Origin of the sequence: Globicatella sanguinis (assembly GCF_002847845.2) — a bacterium.
GTDB lineage: Bacteria > Bacillota > Bacilli > Lactobacillales > Aerococcaceae > Globicatella > Globicatella sanguinis.
The window spans coordinates 1,389,843-1,409,387 of record NZ_CP126962.1; the positions used below are offsets into that span (position 1 = coordinate 1,389,843).

Annotated in this window: 14 protein-coding genes and 3 pseudogenes; 13 read left to right on the forward strand and 4 right to left on the reverse strand. The window is 34.6% G+C overall.

Translation table 11 applies throughout. From position 1 onward, the window contains the following. The first annotated feature begins 89 nt into the window (after window positions 1-89). Both CYJ72_RS06070 and araD (CYJ72_RS06075) read left to right on the forward strand, forming a co-directional pair. Window positions 90-1,658, forward strand: coding sequence for a xylulokinase (locus CYJ72_RS06070; RefSeq protein WP_284628654.1), 1,569 nt, complete (start codon window positions 90-92; stop codon window positions 1,656-1,658). A 10-nt stretch (window positions 1,659-1,668) separates the two neighbouring features. Next, a pseudogene (gene araD, locus CYJ72_RS06075) lies at window positions 1,669-1,800 on the forward strand (L-ribulose-5-phosphate 4-epimerase); the annotation flags it as partial. A 119-nt stretch (window positions 1,801-1,919) separates the two neighbouring features. Here the strand turns inward: araD (CYJ72_RS06075) and CYJ72_RS06080 are convergent. Continuing rightward, window positions 1,920-3,083 carry an IS110 family RNA-guided transposase gene (locus CYJ72_RS06080; protein ID WP_071407955.1) on the reverse strand — a complete coding sequence of 388 codons (1,164 nt, stop codon included), beginning with the start codon at window positions 3,081-3,083 and terminating at the stop codon, window positions 1,920-1,922. 229 nt (window positions 3,084-3,312) lie between these two features. Between CYJ72_RS06080 and araD (CYJ72_RS06085) the strand changes: the two are divergent. The 3 genes and pseudogenes from araD (CYJ72_RS06085) to CYJ72_RS06095 form a co-directional block, all read left to right on the forward strand. After that, window positions 3,313-3,882 (forward strand): annotated as a pseudogene (gene araD, locus CYJ72_RS06085) (L-ribulose-5-phosphate 4-epimerase AraD); the annotation flags it as partial. A gap of 16 nt (window positions 3,883-3,898) precedes the next feature. Continuing rightward, on the forward strand, window positions 3,899-5,326 hold the full coding sequence (gene araA / locus CYJ72_RS06090) for an L-arabinose isomerase (protein WP_284628657.1): 1,428 nt from the start codon (window positions 3,899-3,901) through the stop codon (window positions 5,324-5,326). A 191-nt stretch (window positions 5,327-5,517) separates the two neighbouring features. Next, window positions 5,518-7,884, forward strand: coding sequence for a phosphoketolase family protein (locus CYJ72_RS06095; protein ID WP_066124879.1), 2,367 nt, complete (start codon window positions 5,518-5,520; stop codon window positions 7,882-7,884). Window positions 7,885-8,020: 136 nt separating this feature from the next. On the opposite strand, the gene CYJ72_RS06100 is transcribed toward CYJ72_RS06095, so the two are convergent. Next, complete coding sequence (locus CYJ72_RS06100; protein ID WP_284628661.1) at window positions 8,021-8,158, reverse strand: helix-turn-helix domain-containing protein; 138 nt, start codon at window positions 8,156-8,158, stop codon at window positions 8,021-8,023. Window positions 8,159-8,281: 123 nt separating this feature from the next. On the opposite strand from CYJ72_RS06100, the gene CYJ72_RS06105 reads away from it, so the two are divergent. Beyond that, window positions 8,282-9,244 (forward strand): IS30 family transposase, encoded by a 963-nt coding sequence (locus tag CYJ72_RS06105; RefSeq protein ID WP_101975427.1) that lies wholly within the window; start codon window positions 8,282-8,284, stop codon window positions 9,242-9,244. Window positions 9,245-9,560: 316 nt separating this feature from the next. On the opposite strand, the gene CYJ72_RS06110 is transcribed toward CYJ72_RS06105, so the two are convergent. Continuing rightward, entirely contained in the window at window positions 9,561-11,132 is a 1,572-nt protein-coding gene (locus tag CYJ72_RS06110) for a PrpR N-terminal domain-containing protein (RefSeq protein ID WP_284628665.1), read from the reverse strand. Between the two features lie 318 nt (window positions 11,133-11,450). On the opposite strand from CYJ72_RS06110, the gene xylA reads away from it, so the two are divergent. Both xylA and xylB read left to right on the forward strand, forming a co-directional pair. Further along, on the forward strand, window positions 11,451-12,758 hold the full coding sequence (gene xylA / locus CYJ72_RS06115; RefSeq protein WP_066124874.1) for a xylose isomerase: 1,308 nt from the start codon (window positions 11,451-11,453) through the stop codon (window positions 12,756-12,758). A 23-nt stretch (window positions 12,759-12,781) separates the two neighbouring features. Next, entirely contained in the window at window positions 12,782-14,254 is a 1,473-nt protein-coding gene (gene xylB, locus CYJ72_RS06120) for a xylulokinase (protein WP_066124872.1), read from the forward strand. A 252-nt stretch (window positions 14,255-14,506) separates the two neighbouring features. Here xylB and CYJ72_RS06125 read toward each other — a convergent pair whose 3' ends face one another. Continuing rightward, on the reverse strand, window positions 14,507-15,685 hold the full coding sequence (locus CYJ72_RS06125; protein WP_066124870.1) for an ROK family transcriptional regulator: 1,179 nt from the start codon (window positions 15,683-15,685) through the stop codon (window positions 14,507-14,509). Between the two features lie 384 nt (window positions 15,686-16,069). Here CYJ72_RS06125 and CYJ72_RS06130 point away from each other — a divergent pair, with 384 nt between their 5' ends. The 5 genes and pseudogenes from CYJ72_RS06130 to CYJ72_RS06155 all read left to right on the forward strand — a co-directional run bounded on the left by CYJ72_RS06130 (window position 16,070) and on the right by CYJ72_RS06155 (window position 19,474). Next, window positions 16,070-16,891 carry an aldo/keto reductase gene (locus CYJ72_RS06130; RefSeq protein WP_066124868.1) on the forward strand — a complete coding sequence of 274 codons (822 nt, stop codon included), beginning with the start codon at window positions 16,070-16,072 and terminating at the stop codon, window positions 16,889-16,891. 133 nt (window positions 16,892-17,024) lie between these two features. Further along, on the forward strand, window positions 17,025-17,867 hold the full coding sequence (locus CYJ72_RS06135; RefSeq protein ID WP_066124866.1) for an ROK family protein: 843 nt from the start codon (window positions 17,025-17,027) through the stop codon (window positions 17,865-17,867). 216 nt (window positions 17,868-18,083) lie between these two features. Next, on the forward strand, window positions 18,084-18,293 hold the full coding sequence (locus CYJ72_RS06140; RefSeq protein WP_245631253.1) for a hypothetical protein: 210 nt from the start codon (window positions 18,084-18,086) through the stop codon (window positions 18,291-18,293). A gap of 137 nt (window positions 18,294-18,430) precedes the next feature. Then, window positions 18,431-18,565, forward strand: a pseudogene (locus CYJ72_RS06150) (helix-turn-helix domain-containing protein); the annotation flags it as partial. A 33-nt stretch (window positions 18,566-18,598) separates the two neighbouring features. After that, window positions 18,599-19,474, forward strand: coding sequence for a glycoside hydrolase family 3 protein (locus CYJ72_RS06155; protein ID WP_101814032.1), 876 nt, complete (start codon window positions 18,599-18,601; stop codon window positions 19,472-19,474). Window positions 19,475-19,545 lie beyond the last annotated feature (71 nt).

The following is a 19,545-nucleotide window of genomic DNA, read 5'->3' on the forward strand; positions in this document are numbered from 1 at the left end:
TGACATGTACGTACAAAATATTTATAATTTATATTGTAAGGGGATACATTGTTTTTAAGAGGTGATTAAATGGAAATAAAAGAAAAATATTGCTCGGACAAACAAGTTTAGGAATTGAATTCGGTTCTACTAGAATTAAAGCCATCTTAATCGATGACCAACAAAAATTATTAGCCGATAGTTCTTATCAATGGGAAAACCAATTAGTAGATGGTTTTTGGACGTATAGTCAAGATGCCATCATTGAAGGACTACAAACTTGCTTTACCTATCTAAAAGCAGCAGTAAAAGATCAATATGGAGTAACCTTAACGAAGATTGGACAAATCGGCATTAGCGCGATGATGCATGGTTATTTACCTTTCGATGCTGACGGAAATCTGTTAGTACCGTTTAGAACTTGGCGCAATAATAATACAACAGAAGCTGCCAAATTATTAACGGATGAATTTCATTTTAATATACCGGAACGTTGGAGCATCGCTCATTTGTATCAAGCAGTTTTGGATTCAGAACCCCATCTTTATGAATTAGATTTTATGACGACTTTAGCCGGATACATCCACTGGTTGCTTTCAGATAGAAAAGTACTAGGAGTAGGAGATGCTTCTGGGATGTTTCCAATTGATTCGACAACTCAACAGTATGATAAAGAAAAATTGATGCAGTTTGATAAATTGATTGAGAGCAAAGTATTTCCATGGCAGATTAAAATGGTATTGCCTGAAGTGCTCATTGCGGGTCAAGATGCAGGGCAACTAACACAAGCGGGCGCTTTGTTGCTTGATCCAGAGGGTGATTTAGAGCCAGGAAGTCGTCTATGCCCTCCGGAAGGTGATGCAGGAACCGGCATGGTTGCGACCAATAGTGTGAGTCCGAAAACAGGTAATGTTTCAGCAGGTACTTCTATTTTTGCTATGATTGTACTCGCACAACCCTTGAGTAATATATATCCTGAGATTGATATGGTTACCACTCCAAGCGGAGATGATGTGGCAATGGTACATGCTAATAACTGTACCTCGGATATTAATGCTTGGGTAAATCTCTTCTATGAGTTTGCTCAAAAGGCGGGGAGTCCATTATCTCTTGATCAAACGTATACACTATTATTTAATCAAGCATTAGAAGGTGACCCAAACTGTGGTCAATTATTAAACTATGGACTGTTCTCAGGAGAAAATATTATCCAAATTGAAGAAGGTCGACCATTACTGGTCCGTCAACCTAACAGTCAATTTAACTTAGCGAATTTATTTAAATCTCAAATACTATCAGCTTTTAGTACACTGGCCATTGGGATGGAATTATTAACCCAAAATGAACAAATCGAGATTGATCAATTACTAGGTCATGGTGGTATCTTTACTACCCCTAAAGTGGCGCAAACTATTTTAGCTAATATTTTAAATATTCCCGTCACGGTTACAACAACTTCAAATGAAGGTGGTGCCTGGGGAATGGCGTTATTAGCCGATTATTTAAACCATGCTGATTTAGCTTTAAATGAGTATTTAGAAACAATTGTCTTTAAGGAAATAGAAAATGTTACCGTTCAGCCTGAAGGAGAAGAAGTCAAGAACGCAAAAGCCTATTTATCAAGTTATAAATTAGGATTACCAATCGAAAAAGCAGCCATTAGTTATTTTAAATCTTGAGGAGAATCAAATGTTAGAAGAATTAAAAAGAATCGTTTATGAAGAAAATTTAGAATTACCAAAAAGAGGCTTAATTAAATATACATGGGGGAATGTTAGTCAAGCCGACCATGAGCAAAAATTATTTGTCATTAAGCCTTCAGACTAACTATATGAAGTCAAGTAGAAAACAAAAGAATTTTATGAAAGATAGCAAAAGACAATCTAATAAAAATGAGCATGGCAAATAAGCCTTGAAAAAAGGCAATTTTAAAAATGAAGTTATGTTTGAGGAACAAACTGAGTGTTTGTTTTAAGTAATTTAAATATAACTCTGATTAGCTTTTTAGCAACGTGTGTAAGAGCAACGTAGTGGTGTTTACCTTCCTTTCTCTTTCCCTGATAATAATCTTTAAAGCAAGGATCTCTCATAGCTATTAACCTAGAAGCATTGAGGATAGCCCATCTAAGATAAGGAGAGCCACGTTTAACCATAGAAACACCCGTAGCGATAAATTTTCCAGACTGATGAGTGGTTGGATCAAGGCCAGCAAAAGCTTGTAACTGAGCAGGAGTATCAAATCGATTGATATCAACAATCTCAGCTAAAATAATAGAACCAAGATTGTAAGAAATACCAGGGATAGATAGAATAGGAGAGTTTAATTCAATCATAATATCTTCTATCTTAGCATCTAGTTCATCCATTTTAGAAGAATAGAAATTAATCATATCAATCGTTTGAACAAGCTCAAAACTACTTGCATCAGAACTAGTTCCAATAGAATTGCTCGCAACATTTCTAATTTCTAACGCCTTGTCCTTAGAATATCTACCTTTAGAATTATCTTTAAGGAGATTAGTAAGCCTAGTAAGATGAGCATTTGCGATTAATTCCTTTGAAGGGAACTCATAAAGAAGAGCCATAGTAGATTTTTGATTAATCGAGTAAACGCAATCCTCAAGCTCTGGAAACACAATCTCAATGATTCTAGCAAGCGAGATTTTGAGCCTAGCTAATTGATCTTTAAGTCTAGAACGATATCTAGTCAGTGACTTAAGCTCCGTAACATGGTAAGATAAATCCAAGTGGGGTTTAGCATCACTGGAAGAAAGCATAAGAGCAATTAACTTAGCATCAATTTTATCAGTTTTAGTCTTTCTAAGCGTATGAGCTTTTCTGAAAAGATTAATTTGCAAAGGATTGAAAACTACTGGGGAGTAGCCATTATCAATCAAAAAATTGATTAAGTTTAAGCTGTAATGACCAGTAGCTTCAAGCCCCACTTTTACATTTTCAGAAGATGTTGGCATAAAAGATAAAAGAAGATTAAAGCCTTCCCTATCATTGGAAAAGGTAAAGACATCTCTAATCACATTCCCATCAGAATCACAAATAAAACAATCATGCTTATCCTTAGCAACATCGATACCAATAAGCAACATAAAAACACATCCTTTAAAATAAATTGGCTGTGGTTATCCACAAAAACTATGTATCGTATCCTTGCACGAGATAAAACGTCTAGCGTTATCTAACTCATAAACAAATAAACATAGAAATGTGGTTGGAGCCTTAATAAAATAGTCTAAGCTATAGGAGTAAGAACCAATCCACAAGCCTATGATTATCATATAGTAAAAAAAAAAGAACACTATTTACTATGTGTTCATTATACAAGGAGTAGATTATGATGTGATGACACCAGAGGATATGGTTGTTTGTGATTTTGATGGAAATATCGTTGAAGGAACAAATCGACCTTCTTCTGATATGTTGACACATGCGGCCTTGTATCGTCATTATCCAGATATCGGAGGAGTTGTGCATACACATTCACCTTGGGCTGTCGTTTGGTCACAAGCAGGAAAAGATGTCTCATGCTTTGGTACCACTCATGCGGATACTTTTTATGGAACAGTCCCTTGTGCTCGTTATTTAACCTCAGAAGAAGTCGAAGCAGGTTATGAAGCCAATACAGGCGAAGTGATTGTTGAGACACTTACTGAACGTAAGATTCAACCCTTGGCAGTCCCCGGTATCTTATTAAAAGGGCATGGACCTTTTACATGGGGCAAAGATGCCAAAGATGCTGTGATGCATGCGGTTGTATTAGAGGAAGTTTGTAAAATGAACTTTTATACAATGCAATTGAATTCTGATGCCCCAGAATTACCGAACTATATATTGGAAAAACATTATCAAAGAAAGCATGGAAAAGATGCCTACTATGGGCAAAAATAATGAAAGAGGGATGTAGATGTTAGAAGTATCAAATAAACAGTTTTGGTTAGTAGTAGGGTCCCAACATTTATATGGACCAGAAGCATTAGAAGAGGTAAGAAAAGATGCCCGTACTATTATTGATCACTTAAATAAAGAAGGTAATTTACCTTATCCAGTGGTGTTTCAAGAAGAATTAGCGGTATCTGCTGATGTTATCACAAAATTAATGAAAGAAATTAATTATCGTGATGAAGTAGCCGGTGTTATTACTTGGATGCATACATTCTCACCAGTGAAGATGTGGATTCGTGGAACTAAATTATTACAAAAACCATTATTACATTTAGCAACTCAATTTAATGAATCAATTCCATGGTCTACTATTGACATGGATTTTATGAACCTCAATCAATCTGCCCATGGCGATCGCGAGTATGGTTTTATTAATGCTCGTTTGCAAAAAAATAATGAAATCGTAGTCGGATATTGGAAAAATACAGATGTTCAACAAAAAATTGCCCGTTGGATGGATTTAGCAGTAGCTTATGGTGAAAGTTTTAATTTAAAAGTGGCTCGTTTTGGTGATAACATGCGTAATGTAGGGGTAACTGAAGGAGATAAAGTGGAAGCCCAAATTCAATTAGGCTGGACGGTCGATTATTATGGCATTGGGGATTTGGTTGCCGTGGTGGAGAAGGTGACTGATGAAGAAGTCGATCAATTATTTGCTGAATATGAAAAGCTCTATGATTTTGATTATGCTGATTACGAAAAAGAGGTCTGGGAAAAACATGTTAAGACTCAAGCACGTTATGAAATTGCCTTAAAACGTTTCTTAGATGATGGTGGTTATACAGCCTTTACTAGTAATTTTGAAGATTTATGGGGTATGGAACAATTACCAGGTTTAGCGGTTCAACGATTAATGGCTCAAGGGTATGGTTTTGCGGGAGAAGGCGATTGGAAAACTGCCGCTTTAGATCGTTTCATGAAAGTAATGTCTCACAATACGGCTACAGGCTTCATGGAAGATTATACCTATGAACTAGCTGAAGGGAAAGAAGCTATCTTACAATCTCATATGCTAGAAGTAGATCCAAGTTTAGCGGTCAATAAGCCAAAAATATTAGTCGCACCTCTTGGCATTGGTGGGAAAGATGATCCGGCCAGACTGGTATTTGATGGCAAAGCTGGTGACGGAGTTGTGGCTTCTATTGCCGATTTTGGGACACACTATAAGTTATTAATCAATGAAGTTAAAGCCTTTACACCTGAAGAACCGGCGCCTAAATTACCAGTCGCACGCGTAATGTGGGAAGTATTGCCAAGCTTCAAGGAAGGTGTGCACGCTTGGATTGAAGCGGGTGGAGGCCACCATACCGTTGTTTCATTAGCTTTAAAGACAGATCAATTAGTTGCATGGGCTAAGTTAGTTGGCTTGGAGTATGTGGTGATAAGATAGAATTTTAATTATTAATGAGGCGGGCTATTTGTATCCATAGGGAGAAATAGCCTTTTATTTATCCTCCTATTTGTGAATTTTTTATATAACTATTGACATAAATTTATTGTCATTTTACAATACATCTGTAAGTTGGTTTAGGTCACAAACTAACTGAAGATGTAAGCAGTACTTATTGAGAGGAGTCAACAATGACTAATTATGATGATAGAAGCTACTTGGAAAAAGTAGATAAATGGTGGAGAGCAGCGAACTATATTTCAGTGGCACAGATGTATTTAAAAGATAATCCTTTATTGCGTAGAGAGTTATCTAGAGAAGATGTAAAATTAACGCCAATTGGACACTGGGGGACTATTTCAGGTCAAAATTTTATTTATGCTCATTTAAATCGTGTAATTAACAAGTATGATTTAGATATGTTCTATATTGAAGGACCTGGACACGGTGGACAAGTGATGGTTTCCAATTCATTTATTGATGGATCATATTCAGAACTATATCCAGAAATCACACCAGATGAAGCTGGTTTAAAACAATTATGTAAAATTTTCTCTTTTCCTGGAGGAATTGCTTCACACGCTGCGCCTGAAACACCAGGGTCAATTCATGAAGGAGGAGAATTAGGTTATTCTCTTTCTCATGCTACCGGTGCGATTTTAGATAATCCAAATTTAATTGCAGCAACAGTAGTTGGAGATGGTGAAGCTGAGACAGGACCACTAGCGGCTGGCTGGTTCTCAAATACATTTATCAACCCTGTGAATGACGGTGCTGTTTTACCGATTTTATATTTAAATGGTGGGAAAATTCATAATCCAACTATTTTAGAGCGTAAAACTAATGAAGAATTAATGGATATGTTCAATGGATTGGGTTGGACCCCTATTTTTGTAGGTGGAACAGATCCTGAAGTGGTTCATACGCAAATGGCCAAAAAATTAGATGAAGCAATTGAATTAATTAAAAATATTCAAACCAAAGCGAGAAAACACCCAGCTGAAGAAGCAACACAACCAAAATGGCCAGTACTTATTGTAAGAATACCTAAAGGATGGACGGGTCCAAAAGAATGGAATGGCGAACCAATTGAAGGCGGATTTAGAGCCCATCAAGTTCCAATTCCAGTTACAGGTAAAGATATGACGACTGCTCCATATTTAGTGGAATGGTTAGAATCTTATAAGCCTGAAGAATTATTCGATGAAAAAGGATATGTAAAAGAAGAAATTCGAGCTCTTTCACCAAAAGGCCAACGTAGAATGTCAATGAATCCTGTAACGAATGCAGGGATTGTTGAAAAGATGAACACAGCCGATTGGAGACAACATGCGTTAGATATACGACAACCTGGTGAAATAATCGCACAAGATATGATTGAATTAGGCAAATATGCGGCTGATTTAATAAAAGAAAACCCAAAAAACTTCCGTATTTTCGGACCAGATGAAACAAAATCTAATCGCCTACAACATGTATTTGATGCGACTAATCGTCAATGGTTAGGTCGTATGAATAAAGAATATGATGAATGGATTTCACCAGTTGGTCGCGTCATTGACTCACAATTATCCGAGCATCAAGCAGAAGGATTCTTAGAAGGTTATGTTTTGACTGGACGTCATGGATTCTTTGCGTCATATGAATCATTCTTGCGAGTAGTCGATTCCATGATTACTCAACACTTCAAATGGTTACGTAAGTCTAAAACACATGCGCCATGGCGTAAAAATTATCCTTCATTAAACTTGATTGCGACATCTACAGTATTTCAACAAGATCATAATGGTTATACGCACCAAGATCCAGATTTATTAACACATTTAGCTGAAAAAACACCTGAATTTATTCGTGAATATTTACCAGCGGATACCAATAGTTTATTGGCTGTAATGGATAAAGCTTTACAAGACGAAGATAAAATTAATTTAATTGTTTCTTCAAAACATCCACGTCCACAATTTTACTCAGCTGATGAAGCGCAAGAATTGGTAGAAAAAGGCTATAAAGTAATTGACTGGGCATCTACTGATAATGGAGAAACTCCAGATGTGGTCATTGCAGCGGCCGGAACGGAGCCAAACTTAGAAGCACTCGCAGCCATATCAATATTAAATAAAGCATTCCCTGAAATGAAGATTCGCTTTATTAATATAGTCGATATATTGAAATTACGCCATCCAGAAGTTGATGCTAGAGGATTGACTGACGATGAGTTTAATAACCTATTCACAACTGATAAGCCGATTATCTATGCTTTCCACGGTTATGAAGGGATGATCCGTGATATATTCTTTAAACGTCAAAATCATCATATTTCAATCCACGGTTACCGTGAAAATGGGGATATTACCACACCATTTGATATGCGTGTATTATCAGAACTTGATCGTTTCCATTTAGCAAAAGATGCAGCTGAGGCTGTTTATGGTGATGCAGCGGGAGCGTTTAAAGAAAAAATGTTAGATACTGTTGCCTATCATACAGATTATATCCGTGAACATGGAAGTGATATTCCGGAAGTTTTAGATTGGAAATGGGAATCATTAATCAAATAATGCTTTAATTTATTATGTATCATGCATATGCCCTTTAGGTAATAATTGTTTACCTAAGGGCATTTATTTATTTGGCTCAATGTTAAAGAGGATTTAAAGATTATATGTCTATCAACTCTCTAAATGATGCAGCCATTTATTTCAAATAGCGATTTAACCGACTTCGACTGATGTTTAATGCTTGGGAAGTTTTTTCCTTATTATTGCCAAATTCTTTTAATTTTGTTTGAATAATTTCTCGAATGTATTCATCTAGTTTAAGATTGTTGGTCATTGTTGCATCCTTGAGATATGATTTTTTAAATCTTGGATAGTAAAATTAAGCTAGAAAAATAAATAGGCCATTTGTATGGTATCCTAAACATAAAATCACATGCTAAGGAAGGAGTACATACAAATGGCTTATACACATCTTACCATGAAAGAATTGATTTGGATAGAAAATTATTACGATAGCGGTAAAAAAGTAACGGATATCGCTAAAAAATTAAATCGGGCCATCCAAACCATTTATAACGTCGTTAATTTTCTTAAAAATAGTGGTAATATTCAGGAATACTACGATCAATATAAAGAGAATAAATCACGCTGTGGTGCCAAAAAGAAGGTCTTTAACACTAAACAAATCACATATATTAAGAAAAAAGTGGACCAGGGGTGGTCTCCTGACGTCATCATTGGTCGGAATGAACTCCCATTAGGATGTACAGCTCGAACACTTTATCGTCGTTTTAAAGACTCGGAACTCTTTGATCCCTCAACTTTACCGATGAAAGGTAAGAGAAAACCTAATGGGTATCAGGAAAAAAGAGGTAAACAACACTTTAGACGCACCATCGAAGATCGTCAAAAAGAAAATCCACAATATGAGAAAGAATTTGGACATCTAGAAGGTGACACTATTGTCGGAAAAGACCATAAGAGTGCAGTCCTAACACTGGTCGAAAGAATCAGTAAACTCATCATCCCGATAAAAATTAACAGTCGCAAAGCAAGTGATGTGCGAATCGCTTGTGATAACTGGTTTGCTTATTTACCGAGAAATTTATTTAAATCCATTACGTTTGATTGTGGAAAAGAATTTTCTGATTGGCAAGCCATTTCAAATGTCAATGACATCAATATTTACTTTGCTGATCCCGGTTGTCCGTCACAACGCGGCTTAAATGAACACTCTAATGGACTACTTCGAAGAGATGGGTTATCTAAGGGGATGGATTTTACCGATATATCGCAGGAAATACTCAGCCAAACAGCTCATTTCCGCAATGAAATTCCACGAAAATCATTAGGTTATCGAACGCCAATTGAAGTTTTTATCGATTGTTGTAAGGAACTTGGATGGATAGATGCTTTCTAATGCACACAATGTGTTTGTTAAGACAGTGAATCCATTGCGTAAGGCACCTGATTGTTAGAGCTTGACTTGGTGCCTAGCCCGGCATGATGATTTGGGGATGCTTTTTGGGTCTTCTACCCAAACCCTTTCCCCAACTCGCTATTCGCGAGTATCATACCGGAGCATCCAAGTCAAGCTCTAACGATTTAATGCATCAATCTGACTCACTACACTTGCCACAAATCTGACGTTGTGGAAACCTTAAAGTCAGTGGCTAATTTATACTTGAACTTTCGAACAACCATTTTAATTATCAATTAGAAAAAAAGCAAACGTATTATGTGTTAGGTAAAAATTCTAGCTTAATTTGACAATCAAAAAATTGATTCATTTGGACAATTTTGAGACTCTCTTTTATGTGATTTGCGGTCACACGGATTTCTTCATTGGAAGAAACAATCCATTTAATGACTGTTTCAAGTTGAGCAAAGTTCGAGTGCCAGTGGTAAGATTCTAGTAGTTCAAGTGCAGGCTGATCATAATGAAAGATGGTTTTATCCATTATTTGACAATAATGATGCGTCATCAAGCGGATGATTACATCAAACTCAACATACTCATTTAGATTGAGCATTCTTATGGGAAAAGATTGATAATAAATTGAATTTCGTACGTAAGTGTTTGATTCCTCAGCTTCATAAAGATAAATACAACAAGAATGTTGATTTTGTAAGTTATTATTGACAACTTGTATTAATTTATCTTGGTCAAATTCGGACAGGCACTCAGTATGTTGAAAAATATAACGAGTATCGTATTGTGATAGCAAAGTTGGAGCGAGAATCCACCAGTTTGAATCAAATTGACGGCAATCCATTAGATAATAATTCTGAGTGGTTAAATTATTATATTGACTGATTACCACCCCCATTAAGCTTTTTAAGGTATTCCGATTACCATAGACAAAGAATGTGGAATAGTTCGAAGCAATTTTCCTAAACTTTATATTATCTAAATATTTATTTAACACAGGTCGAAGGTAGGTATTTGGCAATAATTCATTAAGTTCTGTTAGAGAATGAAGCGTTACTGCAGGATGTACGAGTTCAACCATACTTTGCTTTTTCTTTTTTGAATAAAGATGGTAAATTTGATTTTCAAAAACAAATTTATCTTCCTCTGTTTCATAATTTTGATTGGATAAATCTAATATGGAAGGAGAGAGAGGTAATTTAAAATTTAATGTCTCGTGTTCAAATAATAATTGTTGTTGATCATCATAAATTAAATAGTCAATTTGATTCTTAGTGAGTAAATACTTTAACAGTGAATTGTAAAATTTTACCCTTTTAATTGGTAACACAACCTCAATGATATGTTTTATTAGACGCTTGATGGTTTCGCTAGAGATTACATAGGTTAAAGTTTCATAACTAGTTAAGTTAGTAATTGGATATAAATAGGAATCAGTAATCAATATAGAATATCCTTTCTCAGTCAATTTATTTAATTCAGTGGTTAAATGCTCCCACGAATGAATCGCAATGACGGGTATTGCGACATCGAGTGAGTCAACAACTTGTTTAGTTTCTTTATAAAGAGAATCAGTAGTATAAATAATCGTTTGATGCGAATTATTTTGACATAACTTTATAGTCATTAAGATATCCGTTGTATTTTCACGCAAATAATAGGTTGGTAAGCCGGTTTCCTCAGCAATCGGTTGGTTAAAAATACCATGAACTAAAAGGACATCAAATTGATTGCGTTTACTTATTAAAAATTTTTTTAAATTTTGATAACTCAAATTCTCAATAAGATAGTTAATTTTAGGAAAATCATGCATGACATGTTGGATTTTAGTGATAATGGTTGAATCGCTACAAATAATTAAAAGATTAATTTTCATATTATACACCACCTGTTCATTTTGAACAGATTATAGCATTTAAAGAGGACGAAACAGGTTCTTTTTTACGAAAATAAATTTATTTTTTGTAAACGTCAAAAAAGCTATTCAAAAAGAACGGATAGTAGTCATATTAAGTTGAAAAAGTTTCAAATATTAAAAAAAGATGAATAACCACACATTTATTTTTAATGATGTTTATATTGAGAACAAATAAAATAATTTATAAAAAGTATTGACAATAACATATGAAAACGTTACAATTTATTTAGTTAGTTTATTAGACAAACAAACCTTAAAAGAAGAGGAGAATGAAAAATGAGTTATTTCCCAGAGATTAGTCAAATTAAATATGAAGGCAAAGAAACAAATAATTTATTTGCTTTCCGTCACTATAACCCAGAAGAAGTGGTTTTAGGCAAAACAATGAAAGAACATTTACGTTTTGCAGTTGCTTATTGGCATACCATGACCCAAGATGGTAGCGATCCATTTGGTAACCCCGTTAATGAACGTACTTGGTTTGGTGAAACACCAATGGATACAGCGCGTAATCGTGTAGAGGCTTTCTTTGAAATCTTAACAAAATTAGGTGTAGAATATTTCTGCTTCCACGATGTGGATATTGCACCAGAAGGTGATTCATTAGAAGAATTCTTCCAAAATTTAGATGAAATTACTGATTTAATTAAAGAGAAAATGGATGAAACAGGAATTAAATTATTATGGAATACCGCTAATATGTTCTCTCATCCACGCTATAACAATGGTGCAGCATCATCTAATAATGCAGATGTATTTGCTTATGCGGCAGCCCAAGTGAAAAAAGGCTTAGACATCAGTAAAAAATTAGGTGGCGAGAACTATGTATTCTGGGGTGGTCGTGAAGGTTACGAGTCATTATTAAATACTGATATGGCTTTAGAACAAGATAATATTGCGCGTTTATTCAAAATGGCGATTGCTTATGGCGAAAAAATTGGTCATAAACCACAATTCTTAATTGAACCAAAACCAAAAGAACCATCAAAACATCAATATGACTTTGATGCAGCAACTACGATGGCCTTTATTCAAAAATACGGTTTAGAAGGGGACTTCAAATTAAACCTAGAAGCCAACCATGCGACATTAGCGGGTCATACCTTTGAACATGAATTAAATGTTGCGCGTAACTATCAAGCATTAGGATCAATTGATGCTAACCAAGGTGATTTATTATTAGGCTGGGATACGGATGAATTCCCAACAAATGTGTATGATACGACCTTTACCATGTATGAAATCCTAGAAAATGGAGGTATTGCACCAGGTGGTATTAACTTTGATGCAAAAGTAAGACGATCATCCCATAAAATGGAAGACTTATTATTAGCGCATATTGCTGGTATGGATACCTATGCACGAGGCTTAAAAGCGGCAGCGAAATTAAAAGAAACACGTTACTTAGATGAATTACGTGAAAACCGCTATGCAAGTTATACTGAAGGAATTGGTAAACGCATTGTAGATGGAGCAGAAGATTTAGAAAGCTTAACAGCTTATGCCCTAGAAAATCAAGACATCCATTTAGAATCAAGTCATTTAGAAGTTGTGAAGTCTCGTTTAAACGATTTATTGTTCTAATTTAGAAAGTTGAGGTGGGACAGATGAGTTATGTTTTAGGTATTGACTTAGGAACAGGGTCATTAAAGGGTTTATTATTTAATGAATCTGGCGAATTAATCACCACCGCTGATCAAAATTATGCTTTATTACAGCCTAAACCAGGGTATAGTGAGCAAAATCCATTGGATTGGAAAGAGGCTATGTTTAATGTAATGGATGAGTTGAACAATCGTGTTGATGATTTTTCAGAGCGTCTTGTTGCCATTAGTTTTTCTGGTCAAATGCATAGTTTAGTCTTACTCGACCAACATAACGAAGTGATAAGACCGGCTATTTTATGGAATGATGTCAGAACCACAAAACAATGTCAAACCATTATGGAGGAATTTGGACCTGAGTTATTAGCGATTACTAAAAATATAGCACTTGAAGGTTTCACATTACCAAAGATTTTATGGATTCAAGAAAATGAACTAGAAAACTGGCAGAAAACGAAGCATTTAATGCTACCAAAAGATTATTTGGTTTATAGTCTAACCGGAGAGTATTCAATGGACTATTCGGATGCTGCGGGTACTCTTTTATTGGATATAGAAAAATTGGATTGGTCGGAAGATATTTTAACTCAATTTAATATTAACCGTTCAATTTTACCAACCTTGCATCGTTCAATCGATAAAGTAGCCTCAATTACAACTGACATAAAAGAACGATATGGCTTTACTCATGATGTGAGTGTTCATGCCGGTGGAGCCGATAATGCCTGTGCTGCTTTAGGTGCAGGGATAGTTGATAAAGGATTAGGTATGATTTCAATTGGAACGAGTGGTGTGTTCTTGGCAAGTGAACCAACAGCCGAAGTTGATTATAAAGGGAAAGTCCATCTGTTTAATCATAGTGCTCCCGATTTATATTATGCTATGGGAGTGACATTGGCAGCTGGAAATTCATTAAACTGGTTCAAAAATACCTTTGCAAGCAATTTAAAATTTGAAGAATTACTTGAAGGGATTGATAAAATAGAACCAGGTTCAGAAGGATTATTATTTACCCCTTACATTACCGGGGAACGTACTCCGCATAATGATAGTGAAATTCGTGGAAGTTTTACCAATATCGATATTCGTCATGGATTAAAACATTTTGCCAGAGCAGTTTTAGAAGGGATTACTTTCTCTTTAAAAGACGCCCAAATGATTATGAGTAATGTTTCCAATCAAGAGTTTGATCGGTTAGTATCTGTAGGTGGTGGAGCCAAAAATAAAGACTGGTTGCAAATGCAAGCAGATATATTTAACGCTGAGATTATTACACTAGAAACAGAGCAAGGACCAGGTGTAGGTGCAGCGATGTTGGCTGCCATTGGTAGTGGAGTGGTGGATTCTGTAGAAGATTGTATTTCTAAATTTGTGAAATATGACAAGAGTTATCAACCCAATGCCGACAATGTAACGAAATATCAAGAAGTTTATGAAAGATATCAAAAAGTATATCCTGCAATTAAACAAATTTAGCCCCTTAGTTAAGATGTTGTATAGTTATATATGAATGTTTGTAATAAGAAAGTAAATTAGGCGAATAATATTTGTTTGATTTTGTAAATGAATAAATAACTAAAAATGGATCAAATAATAGAGTAGCTAGAGTTTAAAAAGAGTGACACTGATTTCTCCGCCAACATTAATAATTATATAATTCAAATAAAACACCTATTAGAATATGATTGTAAAAAGTCACTCTAATAGGTGTTTAACTTTTTCAGTAATTTAGTTTTCTTGTTGATAATTTCCAAGTTTAAAGACTGGGATATTTAAGAAGTTACGTAATACTAGCGCTACACCTCCAAATAAAGTAGAGCGTCCTTCGAAAGCGGAAGTTTTTATTTTAACGCCTTCGGTGAAACGACTATTTAAGGAATCATAAATAAATGTTAGTAATTCAGGAATTTTTTCATATAAAGAACTGTCAATATAAACAACTTCTGGGTCATGGAAAAGAATAATATTATTTATACATAAACTTAAGTACATGGCTTTTTCTCGAAGTAACTCTAAAAGTGGTTCTCTATGGTCTGTTGATAGCATTTTAACTACATAATCTGAGTTTATTTTATTAATATCAATATCAAACGATTCGGCGACACTTTCATAAATTGCTTGTTGAGAAGCATATTTTTCTAGACAACCTTTGTTACCGCAACGGCAAGCTTTACCATCAGGGAAAATGATCGAATGTCCTATCTCACCAGCTTTTCCAGCATTGCCATGATGAAGCAACCCATTTTCTATAATACCTAGTCCAATTCCACCGTGAATCGAAATACATAGTAAATCTTCTACGCGTGAAACGAAAGTATACTCTCCTAAAGCAGCTAAGTTTGCTTCATTTTCGAAATAAAATGGGAAGTCATACTTATTTGATAAGAATTGGTATAAATCATCCCCAATTAAATCATAAATTGGAGAGAAATTAATCGTGTTGTTTTGCGTGATACCGTGAATTGAAAGTGCACATCCAATAATCCCTTTATTTGTTTTGGGAACATTTTCTATAACGTAGTCTAAAATGTCGGTTAATAAGTCATTAATGGTGTTTGTGTTAATTTCAATTTTTCTTAGTTGTTGTTCCAAAATGATTTTTCCATCTAAGAAAGTAACCAGAACATTGATATAGTTGTAGCCAATATCCATTGCAACAACTGCTCCTGAGGAACTGTTGTATTCTAATAAAATTGGTTTACGACCACCCATAGAACTAGCATTACCGATTCCGGTTTCATTAACAAGGCGTTCCTCGATCAGGGTTTTGACAATTGATGAGATAGAAGCTTTGTTTAAAGTTGTTAATTCAGAAAGACTTGCTCGTGAAATAGGGCCATTTTCAATGATGGCTTTTAATACTAAAGACTCGTTGTTATTTCTAATACTATATACTGATGAAATCATAGATTTTCTCCTATTTTAATATTACTGTAATTGTATGATAAGTATTATTTTTATCTTAGGGATAATAAGATTAAATATTTCATAATCAAAATAAAAGTAATAAAATTGTACTTAAGTTAGTTTATCACGCTAACAAACTCAAGTCAAGTAAAACTATATTACTAATCATAATTGCACCATTTACCACGAAAGAGGGCATCTATATTATATACAATAAGAGCAGATATAAAGTTAAAGAACAAATATAAAGATTATTTTTATAATGGTAGTGTTCTGAATTAAAGAGGCTTACCATCGCATTATCAATTTTTATTAATTCTTCTATACAAAAGACAGCGTTACCATTATAATTATAAGTAATAGTAAACATAAGGAGGATACATAATGACAATTTTAGAGGAAACTTTTACACTGCATAATGGTGTTAAAATTCCTAAATTAGGATTAGGGACATGGCAATCAGCACCTGAAGATGCTTATAATGCAACGTTATTTGCTTTAAAAAATGGATATACCCACGTTGATACTGCGATTGTTTATGGTAATGAAACAGAGGTTGGTCAAGCAGTTAGAGATTCTGGATTAAAACGCGAGGACGTTTATGTGACGACCAAAGTGCCGGCTGAACGTAAAACTTATCAAGAAGCCAAAGAGAGCATTGAACAAGCTTTAAGAGAATTAGATTTAGAGTATATTGACTTAATGTTAATTCACGCCCCACGTCCATGGGCAATCATGCATGAAAATCCGGAAAAGTTGAATTATTTTGAAGAAAACCGTGAAGTGTGGCGTGCTTTAGAAGAAGCTTATGAAGCAGGAAGTATCAAAGCGATTGGGGTATCTAACTTTGATGTTAAAGATTTAGAAAATATTATGGAAGTTTGTAAAGTTAAACCGATGGTCAACCAAATTATATATCATATCGGGAATACCAACCCAGAAGTGTTAGAGTTTTGTAAAGCCAATGATATTTTAGTTGAAGGTTATTCACCGATTGCTACTGGACGACTATTAGGCAATGAACAGATTGAAAAGATGGCTTCTAAATATGGAAAATCAATTCCGCAAATTTGCATTCGCTATTTATTAGAAAAAGACATTTTACCTCTACCAAAATCTGTTCATGAAAAATATATTATTGAGAATGCGAAATTAGATTTTGAAATTGAAATAGAAGATATGGAATATTTAGACTCTATTCAATAAAATGCAAATTATTAGTAAGTTTTGATAAAAAATATAGGATATAAGAAAGCGCTCTAGTCACTTGAACGCAAAAATGATAAACTAATCTTCAAAGAGAGAAGGTTAGTTTATTTTGATGAAGGTGGGAAGAAAAATGAAAATACTCTGTTTTGATATGGGAGGAACAGCTGTCAAATATGGTGTTTGGGATAACGACAAGATAACGAATACTGGATCGTTTAAAACCCCAACAACTTGGGATGAAATGAAACAACAAATGGGACAAGTGGCAACTAAATTCGCTGATGTTGAAGGGATCGGTATTAGTTCGCCTGGTTCTGTCGATTCAAAATTAGGGGTGATTAAAGGCATTAGTGCCATTCCTTATATCCATAATTTTGAAATTGTTAAAGAATTGACAGAATTATTCAATAAACAAGTAACCATTGAAAATGATGCGAATTCAGCGGCTTTAGCAGAACTTTATTATGGCAGAGCAAAAGACTTAAACAATGTCGTTTTTTATATTATTGGTTCGGGAATTGGTGGAGCTGTTAGTATTAATAAACAACTTGTTAAAGGGGCGAATCTATTTGGTGGCGAAATAGGGTATATGTTAATGGATGGTCAAAAAACATTGAGTCAAATTGCTAGTCCGGTAGAAACAGCTAAACGTTATCATTTTGAATCCGGTAAAGAGTTATTCGACTTAGCAGCTAAAGGGAATGAACAAGCGAAGGTAGGTGCTGAGGAAGTCTATGATACTTTGGCTAGAAGTATGTATAATGTGGCCTTAATGCTGGACCCTGAACTCATTTTAATTGGAGGGGGTATCTCACAAAGAGATGATTTTGTATCCCCCATCCAAGAAAAGCTTGACCATTATTTAAAAGCAAATGGTGCGGGTGATTTGAAGGTTAAGATTGATCGTTGTGAATTTCTGCAAAATGCGAATTTAATTGGTGCGGCGGTTAATTTTGAAAATACAAAAGATTAGAACAAATAGGGATAAAACACCGCAAATTATCTGAAGAGTATTTATTTTATAAAGCAGTAGCAGATGACAATTTGGTGAGATAGATAAAAATTTACGAGCAAATAAATTTATTGAAGTTGAAGGCGTAGGTAAACTATCCAAAATCCTTTAGTAGATATTAAATATCATTTTGTCATCACTACCGCCATGGTAATAAGATATTGTAGTAATTACGGAATGGAACCTGAACGCGCTTTTCGTTTAAGTGATTATTATATTCAAAAGTTAGATAATTTACAAACGATTGAAGAAGTTCATGAGCTTCATGATGAGATGGTTTGGGATTTTACTAATAAAATGCGAATGTTAAAAATTAGTGATGCGATTTCCAAACATGTTGTAGAATGTAAAAAGTATATTATACGCATATTCAGGATCGGATTTTAGTTGAGGTTATTGCATTGGAATTGGATGTAACACCAAGCTATTTGTCAAGATTATTCAAATCAGAAATGGGAATGCCTATCAGTAAGTACATTAATCAACAAAAAATAAAGTTGGCGATGAATTAATTACGGTCTTCTGATGAGTCTGTATTGGATATAGCGAACAAATTTTCTTTCTCATCACAAAGCCATTTTATCAAGCATTTTAAAGAATTTGTGGGTATTACACCTAAGAAATTTCGCGATAAATACTATATGACATTAGAAAAATAGTCAATAATGTGAGTGAAAGTTAGGAGGAAACCAATGACTAACCAAGATAATATAAGTGAATTAGTACAACATATCAATATTAAAGAGGGCATTTTAGGTGAAAAAAAATTTAACACGAAAATGTCAGCATTACTAAGACAAGCAGCGGCAGAAAGTATTGTCCTTTTGGAAAATGAGGGTGTATTACCTTTAAAAGCAAATAACAAATTAGCGGTTTTTGGACGTTCTCAAATAGACTATTTTTACGTAGGCTATGGTTCGGGTGGAGAAGTCAACCCACCTTATTTAGTGAATGTTATTCAGGGATTAGAAGAAAAAGATTTAGTATTAAATCAAGTTTTAATAGAAAAATATCAAACATTTTCTGCTAATAATATAGTAGAAGATGGTATTTGGGGACAATGGCCACGCTTCTTAGAGGAAATGACGTTATCGAATGAAGAAGTAAAGTCAGCTAGCGAAGATTCCGAAGTTGCATTAATAGTGATTGGACGAGCGGCTGGTGAAGATCGTGAAAATGTCTTGGAAGAAGGTAGCTATTATTTAACTCAAAAAGAAAAGCAAATGATTGATCAAGTGACCCATTATTTTGAAAAAGTCATCTTAGTTATCAATAGTGGAAATGTCATCGACTTATCTTGGACGGAAAACTATGCCTTTTCAGCTATATTATTTGCTTGGCAAGGTGGTATGGAAAGTGGCAATGCGATTGCGGATGTTTTGATGGGAGATGTGAATCCTTCAGCTAAATTGCCAGATACGATTGCGCGCCATTACGAAGATTATGCAAGTGCTAAACAGTTTGGTCACGAAGAGTATGTAGAATATGTAGAGGATATCTATGTCGGATACCGTTATTTTGAAACATTTCATCCTGAGAAAGTTATTTATCCATTTGGTTATGGATGAAGTTATACTCAGTTTGCTATTGATTCAGAATTATTAGTAAATGATAAAAGTGTGACGATTAATGTTTCTGT